10 protein-coding genes and 1 pseudogene are annotated in these 9,079 nt (G+C 68.7%); 1 reads left to right on the forward strand and 10 read right to left on the reverse strand.

Annotation, left to right across the window (positions count from 1 at the left end; all coding sequences use genetic code 11):
* The 10 genes and pseudogenes from ACOJSN_RS01250 to ACOJSN_RS01295 form a co-directional block, all read right to left on the reverse strand.
* Nucleotides 1-570 (reverse strand): annotated as a pseudogene (locus ACOJSN_RS01250) (F0F1 ATP synthase subunit beta); the annotation flags it as partial.
* Between the two features lie 25 nt (nt 571-595).
* A complete protein-coding gene (locus ACOJSN_RS01255; protein WP_420110692.1) occupies nt 596-1,489 on the reverse strand; it encodes a F0F1 ATP synthase subunit gamma in 894 nt (297 codons plus the stop codon).
* Nucleotides 1,490-1,492: 3 nt separating this feature from the next.
* Nucleotides 1,493-3,127 (reverse strand): F0F1 ATP synthase subunit alpha, encoded by a 1,635-nt coding sequence (atpA, locus tag ACOJSN_RS01260; protein ID WP_420110693.1) that lies wholly within the window; start codon nt 3,125-3,127, stop codon nt 1,493-1,495.
* 47 nt (nt 3,128-3,174) lie between these two features.
* Nucleotides 3,175-3,990, reverse strand: coding sequence for a F0F1 ATP synthase subunit delta (locus ACOJSN_RS01265; protein WP_420110694.1), 816 nt, complete (start codon nt 3,988-3,990; stop codon nt 3,175-3,177).
* Nucleotides 3,990-4,577 (reverse strand): F0F1 ATP synthase subunit B, encoded by a 588-nt coding sequence (locus ACOJSN_RS01270; protein ID WP_420110695.1) that lies wholly within the window; start codon nt 4,575-4,577, stop codon nt 3,990-3,992. The genes ACOJSN_RS01265 and ACOJSN_RS01270 overlap by 1 nt, the downstream gene beginning before the upstream one ends.
* Nucleotides 4,578-4,612: 35 nt before the next feature.
* Nucleotides 4,613-4,837, reverse strand: a complete 225-nt coding sequence (gene atpE / locus ACOJSN_RS01275; protein WP_420110696.1) for an ATP synthase F0 subunit C — start codon at nt 4,835-4,837, stop codon at nt 4,613-4,615.
* Between the two features lie 77 nt (nt 4,838-4,914).
* Nucleotides 4,915-5,598, reverse strand: coding sequence for a F0F1 ATP synthase subunit A (atpB, locus tag ACOJSN_RS01280; RefSeq protein ID WP_420110697.1), 684 nt, complete (start codon nt 5,596-5,598; stop codon nt 4,915-4,917).
* A 336-nt stretch (nt 5,599-5,934) separates the two neighbouring features.
* A complete protein-coding gene (locus ACOJSN_RS01285) occupies nt 5,935-6,489 on the reverse strand; it encodes a hypothetical protein (protein ID WP_420110698.1) in 555 nt (184 codons plus the stop codon).
* Nucleotides 6,490-6,544: 55 nt separating this feature from the next.
* Complete coding sequence (locus ACOJSN_RS01290; RefSeq protein ID WP_420110699.1) at nt 6,545-7,654, reverse strand: MraY family glycosyltransferase; 1,110 nt, start codon at nt 7,652-7,654, stop codon at nt 6,545-6,547.
* Entirely contained in the window at nt 7,651-8,700 is a 1,050-nt protein-coding gene (locus ACOJSN_RS01295) for an L-threonylcarbamoyladenylate synthase (protein WP_420110700.1), read from the reverse strand. The genes ACOJSN_RS01290 and ACOJSN_RS01295 overlap by 4 nt, the downstream gene beginning before the upstream one ends.
* Before the next feature lie 185 nt (nt 8,701-8,885).
* On the opposite strand from ACOJSN_RS01295, the gene ACOJSN_RS01300 reads away from it, so the two are divergent.
* Nucleotides 8,886-9,079, forward strand: a 194-nt coding sequence (locus ACOJSN_RS01300) for a hypothetical protein (RefSeq protein ID WP_420110701.1), incomplete at its 3' end; no start/stop codon positions are given.

Here is a 9,079-nt window from a genome sequence, read left to right on the forward strand (position 1 = left end):
GATCATCTCCTGGATGAGCACGGTCTTGCCCACGCCGGCGCCGCCGAACAGGCCGATCTTGCCGCCCTGTACGTACGGGGTCAGGAGGTCGATCACCTTGATGCCGGTCTCGAACATCTCGGTCTTGGACTCGAGCTGGTCGAACGCCGGCGCCTGGCGGTGGATGCCCCACCGCTCGGTGACCTCGAGCGTCTCGCCCTCCTCGAGGTTGAGCACCTCGCCGATGACGTTGAACACCTTGCCCTTGGTGATGTCGCCCACCGGCACCGAGATCGGGCCACCGGTGTCGCGCACCTCGGCGCCGCGCACCAGGCCGTCGGTCGGCTTCAGTGCGATCGCACGCACGATGTTGTCGCCGAGGTGCTGCTCGACCTCGAGGGTCATCTCGCTGACGCCCTCGCCCTCACCCTGGCTCGAAAGGTCCACGGTGGTCTTGAGCGCGTTGTAGATGTCGGGGAGCTCCTCGGGCGGGAACTCGATGTCGACGACGGGGCCGATCACGCGGGCGATACGGCCCACCGCGGGAGCCTTCTGGGCCTCGGTGGCGTCGGGGGATGCGGTGGCAGTCATGGTGTCCTGTCCTTGTCGGTGGCGCTCAGCTGGCGGCCAGCGCGTCAGCGCCGGAGACGATCTCGCTGATCTCCTGGGTGATCTCCGCCTGGCGCGCGGTGTTCTTGAGTCGGGTGTAGGTGCGGATGAGTTCCTCCGCGTTGTCGACGGCGGCCCTCATCGCACGCTGTCGGGCAGCGAGCTCGGAGGCCGCGGCTTGCAGCAGCGCATTGAAGATCCGGCTGCGGATGTAGCGGGGCAGCAGCGCGTCCAGCACCTCGGCCTCACCGGGCTCGAACTCGTACAGCGGCACGAACCCCTCGCCGGGCTCGGCCACGCCGTCGACGACCTCGAGCGGCAGCATCCGGACCACGCGCGGTTCCTGCGAGACCATGCTGCGGAACCGCGTGTACACGACGTGGATCTCGGACACGCCACCGGCGTCGGCGGGCGCGCCGAACGCAGTCAGCAGAGTGTCGGCGATCTCGTCGGCCACGTCGACCTTCGGATTGTCGGAGTCGCCGGTCCAGGTCTGCACGACCGGCACGCGGCGGAAGGTGTAGAACGCCACACCGCGTCGTCCGGTGATGTAGAGGTCCACCTCCTTGCCCTCCGAGCGCAGCACGTCACGCAGCCGCTCGGCTTCACGGAGCACCGTTGCGGAGTAGGCGCCTGCCTGCCCGCGGTCCGCCGTGACGACCAGCATCGCGACCCGGTTGGTGTCGGTGCGCTCGGTGGTCAGCTCATGCTCAGCGTTGCTGTGGGTCGCGACCGCCGACACCGCCCGCGTGATCGCGCGCGTGTACGGCGCTGCGTGCCCGGCGCGTTCACGCGCCTTGGTGATCCGCGACGCGGCGATCAGCTCCATCGCGCGGAACATCTTCTTCAGAGTCTCCGTGGACCGGATCTTCTGGTTGTAGATGCGCTGCTGGCCACCCATGCGTCAGGCCCGCTTCTGCTTGACGATCTGCTCCTGGTCGATGTCCACGTCCTCCGGGTCCTCCGGCGCCTCGTCCTCCACGATGCTGGAGCCGTCGCCGGCACGGAACGTCGAACGGAACTTCTCGACCTCGGACTTGAGGGTTTCGATCGTGGCGTCCTCGAGCTTGCCGCTCTCGACGATCGTCCCGAGCACGTCGGTGTGGCGGCGCAGGTGATCGAGCAGACCCTGCTCGAACCGACGAACATCCGCCAACTCGACGGCATCGAAGTAGCCGTTGGTGCCGGCCCAGATCGAGACGACCTGCTCCTCGGCCGGGTACGGCGAGTACTGGGGCTGCTTGAGCAGCTCCATCAGCCGTGCCCCACGGGTGAGCTGCTGCCGCGAGGCCGGGTCGAGGTCGGAGGCGAACATCGCGAACGCCTCGAGCGAGCGGTACTGCGCGAGGTCGATCTTCAGGGTTCCCGAGACCGACTTCATCGCCTTGATCTGCGCGTCACCACCGACTCGGGAGACCGACACACCCACGTCGACGGCGGGGCGCTGACCCGCGTTGAACAGATCGGACTGCAGGAAGATCTGGCCATCGGTGATCGAGATGACGTTGGTCGGGATGTACGCCGACACGTCGTTCGCCTTGGTCTCGATGATCGGCAGCCCGGTCATGGAGCCCGCGCCGAGGTCGTCGCTCAGCTTGGCGCAACGCTCCAGCAGGCGGGAGTGCAGGTAGAACACGTCGCCCGGGTAGGCCTCGCGGCCCGGCGGGCGGCGCAGCAGCAGCGACACCGCGCGATACGCCTCGGCCTGCTTGCTCAGGTCGTCGAAGATGATGAGGACGTGCTTGCCCTGGTACATCCAGTGCTGACCGATGGCCGAGCCCGTGTAGGGCGCGATGTAGTTGACGCCCGCGGGGTGGGCGGCCGGGGCGGCGACGATCGTGGTGTACTCCAGCGCGCCGGCGTCCTCGAGCGCTCCACGCACCGAGGCGATCGTGGAGCCCTTCTGGCCGATCGCCACGTAGATGCAGCGGACCTGCTTGCTCGGGTCGCCGCTCTCCCAGTTGGCCTTCTGGTTGATGATCGTGTCGAGCGCGATCGCGGTCTTACCGGTCTGGCGGTCACCGATGATCAGCTGGCGCTGGCCGCGACCGATCGGGATCATCGCGTCGATCGACTTCAGACCGGTCTGCAGCGGCTCGTGGACGCTCTTGCGCTGCATCACGCCGGCGGCCTGCAACTCAAGGGCGCGGCGGCCTTCGGTCTCGATCTCGCCGAGGCCGTCCACCGGGTTGCCCAGCGGGTCCACGACACGGCCGAGGTAGCCCTCGCCCACGGCGACCGAGAGCACCTCACCGGTGCGGCGGACCTGCTGGCCCTCCTCGATGCCGGCGAACTCGCCGAGCACCACCACACCGATCTCGCGCACGTCGAGGTTCTGCGCGAGGCCCAGCGTGCCGTCCTCGAACGTGAGGAGCTCGTTCGCCATCGTGCCGGGCAGGCCCTCGACGTAGGCGATGCCGTCGGCAGCGAGGGTGACGGTGCCGACCTCCTCGCGAGCGCTTGCGGCCGGCTCGTAGGAGCTCACGAAGCTGTCCAGCGCCGCGCGGATCTCGTCCGGCTTGATCGTCAGCTCGGTCATCGTGGTGCTCTTTCTTCTCGTCTGCTTCAAAAGTGTGGTCGTGCGCGTCAGCCTGCGAGGCGACGGCGGGCGTGGTCGAGTCGGCCGGCGATGGTCGCATCCACGACCTCGTCGCCCACCTGGATGCGGAAGCCTCCGGTCACCGCCGGGTCCACTGCGATGTTCAGCTGGACCTCACGCCCGTAGGCCGCGGCGAGCGAGGCGGCCAGGCGATCCTGCTGTGCCTGACTGAGCGGGGCCGCTGCCGTGACCACGGCCACGAGCTGTCGGCGGCGCCGAGCGGCCAGCTCACCGATCCGGGCGAGGGACGCGGTCAGGGTGCGGGACCGCAGCGACCGGACCGAACGGGTCACCAGCGCGAGCGTCTCCTCGCTCACCTTGCCGGCGAACACCGAGCCCAACAGCTGGACGCGGCGCTCCGCCGTCGCATCGCGGTCACCGAGCGCGAACCGCAGGTCGCGGTTCTCGGCCAGGACGCGGGTCAGCCGGAACGTGTCTTCCTCCAGCTGCGTCAAGGCACCCTTGGACTCGGCGGCGGCGAGGTAGGACACCACGCCGAGCTCGTCGATCGAGTCCGCGAGATCGGCGTCGGCCGACCACCGTGACCGCACCATTCCGGAGAGCAGGTCCACGACCGCGTCGTCGACCTTGCCGCCGAGCAGCTGCGTCACCACGGCCGCCTTGTCGGCGCCGTCGCGGGTGGGTTCGGTCAGTGCGCGGCGCAGCCCGGCAGAACTGTCGAGGGCATCGACGACGGCGAACAGCTGCTCACCGTAGGTCGCTGCCTCTGCTCCTGCCTGCTGCAGCACCGGCTCCCACGAGGAGGCGGCGGTGCCCAGGCTCGCCTGGCTGGTCGCGCGCATCAGGCCCGATCCGCATCCGTGTCGGTGCCAGCCGCGGCCGGCGCGGCTGCGGCACTGCCGGCGAGACCGGTATCGAGGTCGTCCAGGAACCGGTCGATCACGCGAGACTGCCGGGCGTCGTCGGCGAGCGACTCGCCCACGATGCGGGAGGCGAGTTCGGTGGCCAGGCCACCGACCTCTTCACGCAGCGACACGACCGCGGACGCACGCTCGGCCTCGATCTGGCGGTGGGCCGCCTCGACGATGCGCGCAGCCTCGGACTGGGCCTTGGAGCGGGCCTCCGCGACGATCGCGGCACCGTCGGAGCTTGCCTCGTCCTTGATCCCCGCGGCGACGTTGCGGGCCTCGGCCAGCTCGGCCTCGGTCTGCGCCTTGGCATCGGCTGCCTCAGCCTGCACCTTCTCGGCCAAGGCGATGCCACCCTCGATCTTGGCGGCGCGCTCATCGAGGATCGCGTTCAGCTTCGGCAGCAGGTACCGGAAGAAGAACACGGCGATGATCGCTGTGACGACCAACGACCAGAACCAGTCGTAGATGCCGGGGATGAAGATCTCAATGCCCTGAGGCGTGTGATCCGCTGCGTTCATGAGGGGCTCCGTCCGAGCGTCAGTACCTGTCTTGCTCAGGTGAACAGGAAGCCGGCCACGAGGCCGAGCAGCGCGAGAACCTCGATGAGGCCTGCACCGATGAGCATGTTGGTGAACAGTCGACCGGCAACCTCAGGCTGGCGCGCGGTGGCCTCCTGAGTCTTGCCGATCATGATGCCGAGGCCGATCGCCGGACCCACGGTCGCAAGTCCGTAGCCGATGGTGGCGATGTTGCCGAAGACGGTGGTGGGCTCTTCCACTGGTGTTTCCTTCCTAGGTGGCGCTCGGGTTGAGCGTCATCGGGGGTTCGTGCTGGTGGTGCGGGCCGTCGCGGCGCTCAGTGAGCATCCTCGAGGGCGAAGTTGATGTACACGGCCGAGAGCAGAGTGAAGATCAGCGCCTGAAGCACGGCCACGAAGATCTCGAACAACGTGATGGCGATTCCCGCTGCGAGCGTGAGTGCACCGAGCGGCTTCATCAAGCCGTCGGCATACAGGAACAGCGTGTGGGTTCCGACGAAACACAGCACCAGCATGATGTGACCGGCCATCATGTTCGCCACGAGCCGCAGTGCGAGCGTGAGCGGCCGGATGATGAAGACCTGCAGCGCCTCGATGGGGATGAGCAGGATCAGCATCGGCCACGGCACGCCGGAGGGCATCAGCTGATTCTTGAGGTATCGACCCACGCCATGCTGGCGAGCGCCGACGACCAGGTAGGTCACGTACACCCACAGCGCCAGCACAAGCGGAAGCCCGATGCGCGAGGTCCCCGCCATGTTCAGGAACGGGATCACGCCCGCGAGGTTCATCGCGAGAATCATGAAGAAGATCGTGGTCAGCATGCCCACGTACGGGCGCGCGCGCTCCTTGCCGAGCGTCTGCTCAGCGATCTGAACCCGCACGAAGTCCAGGCCCATCTCGACGATGCTCTGCGACCGCGTCGGAATCAGCTTGGCCTTGCGCACAGCGAGCCACAGAAGCAGCACGAGCAGACCCGTGATCACCAAGCGGATGAACATCACACGGTCGAGCGCCCACCAGTCCCCCTCCGATCCCCAGATGTAGGGGTAGGGGAAGAAGTCGCTGACGTCAGGCAGCCCCGGCGCACCGCTGTAAGACTCCTCAGCGAGGACGGGGGCCGAGCTCAGGGTCGTGGACAGCGTTCACTCCTGCGGGTCGTGGGCACGTGGGCCTGCCACGCGGTCACGTGGCCTGCATCACGAAGATTCGCGGCTGGGCTACGTCGATCGTAGCGGCGGCGAATCGTGCTCCGGCGGGCGGGATCTGGCACAGACACTACCGGATCCACGGATGGCGCAAGACCGCTCACAAGCCGGAAAGACCGTTCGAGCGCGCTACGCCGGCGGCGACCCTGACTGCTCGTCGGCGCCGTTTCGCGGATCCGTGTCCGCCTGCGCGCCTTCGCCCTTGCGTTCCGGGCCCTCTGTGACGCTGCTCACGTTCGGCGGCGCGGGCTCGACCGCCGGAATACGGGCGGTCGCGACCGTGCCGATCTCGACCACGATCGCACTGATGACCACCACAGCCAACGTCACAAAGAAGACACCTCGGTGGTAGAAGTCTTGCGACCGCAACCACAGCATCAAGACCACCACCAACACCATCTTCAGCAGCCAGCTACCGATGAGGGCGATCTGCAGCAGCTCGGGTCCGCGACCCACGAGGAAGCGCAGCGTCGCGACCGTGGTGAACGTGAACACCAGGCCGAGCCCGGCCGCGATCAGCGCTCCCCACAGTCCCGGTGTCTGCGCCACGAGATAGCCGATCCCAGCACCGAGCACCGTGACCGCGACCGAGAGCAGCAGCAGCCGGCGCTGGATCGTCCGGAACAGGGCGAGCATCGCCTCGGTACGTACCGGCGGATCGTTGAACATCACGGGACCCGTCATGCGGACAAGCCTCCCACGGCTGCCAGTCGGTGCGCGCCGACCCAGCCGCGGGCAGTCAGCGGCCGAGCTTGGGCAGCGGCTGTCGTGGCAGCCTCACGGTGGCCCACACCGCCAGGGCGATCCCGGCGGCGATACCGACGACCAGGACCGGTACCGGAACGCCCGGGATCGCGAGGGACACGGCGCTGAACGCGAGCACCGCCGTCCAGATATACATGATCAGCACCGCACGGCGGTGGCTGTGGCCGAAGTCCAGCAGCCGATGGTGCAGGTGCATCCGATCCGGGTGGAACGGCGAGGTCCCGGCCTTGAGCCGCCGGATCACCGCCAACCCCATGTCCAACAGCGGCAGGATCAGCACAGCGACCGGGAGCAGGATCGGCACGAAGGCCGGGAAGGCGGTGTCGAGCCGCGCCGGGTCGATCTGGCCGGTGAGGTAGATCGAGGCGGCCGACATCGTCAGCCCCAGGAACATCGCGCCGGAGTCGCCCATGAAGATCCGTGCGGGGAAGAAGTTGTGGGGCAGGAACCCCAGGCACACGCCGACCACGCACGCCATGATCGTCGTCGGCAGGTCGGAGTAGTCGCTGGGGGTGTCACCCCGGGTGAGGATGTAGGTATAGGCGAAGAACGCGGTGCCGCCGATGGCGATCACGCCGGCGGCAAGACCGTCGAGGCCGTCCACGAAGTTGACCGCGTTGATCGCCACCACCACCACGAGCACGGTCACCACCAGCGAGAGCCTGGAGGAGCCGATCGTCAGCCCGAAGATAGGGAACTGGATCAGCTGCACCCCTTGCCAGGCCAGGAAGCCGGCGGCCAGTACCTGGCCCACCAACTTCGTGAGCCAGTCGAGGTCCCAGATGTCGTCGGCGACGCCGAGCAGGCACACCACGGTCGCCGAGACGAGAATCGCCCAAGGCAATCGCTCGGTGGAACCGGTGAAGAGTGGCTGCAGGAAGGGCATCTGCGAGGCGATCGTGAGCGTGCAGGCGAAGCCGATGAGCATGGCCAAGCCGCCCAGGCGGGGTACGGGCACGGTGTGCACGTCGCGGTCTCGCACCGCCGTGATCGCATGGGTGCGCTGCGCCAGGACCCGCGCGAGCGGCGTCGCCAGGAAGGTGACGACGGCGGCGACCGCCATCAGCAGCAGGTAGATCCTCACGGGGCGGGCGCCTCGCCGGTGGGTTCGGTGCTCTCGTCGCCAGCTGATGTGCTCTCGACCGGCTTCCTGCGCACGCGCCGCGGAGCGATGCGCACCCCGTCCTCCGGCACGGCAGGCGCAGGATCAGGGGTCGGCTCGGGGTCCGGCTCCGGCTCCGCGGCAGGCTCCGGCTCCGGCTCCGGCGCCGGCTCCGGCTCCGGCTCCGGCTCCGGCTCCGGCTCAGTGTCGGCCGCAGTCTCGTCGTCCGCCGCCAGCACCTCGGTCTCGTCGGCGTCCGCGGGCTCGACGGCGGCCTCAGCAGCCTCCGCGCTCTCGGGCTCGACGTCCACAGCGGGCTCTGCCACCTCGGCCTGCTCGCCCTCGGCCTGCTCGCCCTCTGCCTCCACGGCCGCAGTCTCAGCCTCTGCCGCCGGCTCAGCCGGCACCTCGATCCCGAGATCGGCGGCGCTGAGCGCGCCCTCGCGCACGATGCGGAGCGTGTCCCCGGTCGCGTCCACGATGGTGGACGCCACCCCACCGGGTGAGTCTCCGCCGTCGAGATACACCCGCACGGACTCACCGAGCATCGAGGCGGCCTGAGCCGCCGTGGTGGCGGCGGGTGAGCCGGTCGAGTTCGCACTCGAGACCGCCAGCGGCCCGGTGCGACGCAGCACCGCGAGCGCGAGCTCGTGGTCAGGCATCCGTAGGGCGACCGTGCCGTTCGTCTCCCCCAGGTCCCACTGCAGCGACGGCTGCGCCTGCAGGATCACGGTCAGCGGACCCGGCCAGTGCTCGGTGACCATCTGCCGGACGTCTTCAGGAATGGCATCGGCGAGACCGTCCATCGTGCGGATGTCGCCGATGAGGACCGGCGGCGGCATCTGCCGGCCGCGTCCCTTGGCGTCGAGCAGGGCCTGGACGGCCTCGGGCTTGAAGGCGTCGGCGGCAATGCCGTACACGGTATCGGTGGGCAGGACCACCAAGCCGCCGACGGCCAGCGCCTTGGTCGCCTCGTCGACGTGCGGCCACCAGGTCGCCGGATCGGTGCAGTCACGCAACACAGTCACGACGGCGATCCTCCCACGCGCCCGGCAGCCACGAGAATCGGCACGCTCGCCGCACACGCGCGAGGCACAACCCGCCCAGATGGACACATCTGCTGCTCACAGGTGCCGATCCCGGGGCAGACGCCGCTCCCAGCGACACGTCTGCTACGCCACCAGAGGTCAGCCAGGCCGTAGGCTCGCCTCCGATGTCCTCCGAGCGCGAGACCAGGCCCCCTGCCGCACGAGCGCTGCTGCAGGTCCTCGCCTGGGGCGCTTTCGGCGTCGCCGTGATCACGAACCTCTGGGGGCTGTACGCGCCGTCCCAGCCGGGACCGGCGATGTTCCCTGGATTCGACAAGATCGCGCACCTCGGCAGCTTCGCGCTCGTGATGCTGACCGG

The sequence above is a fragment of the Pseudactinotalea sp. genome, from assembly GCF_048594945.1.
Classification (GTDB): domain Bacteria; phylum Actinomycetota; class Actinomycetes; order Actinomycetales; family Beutenbergiaceae; genus Pseudactinotalea.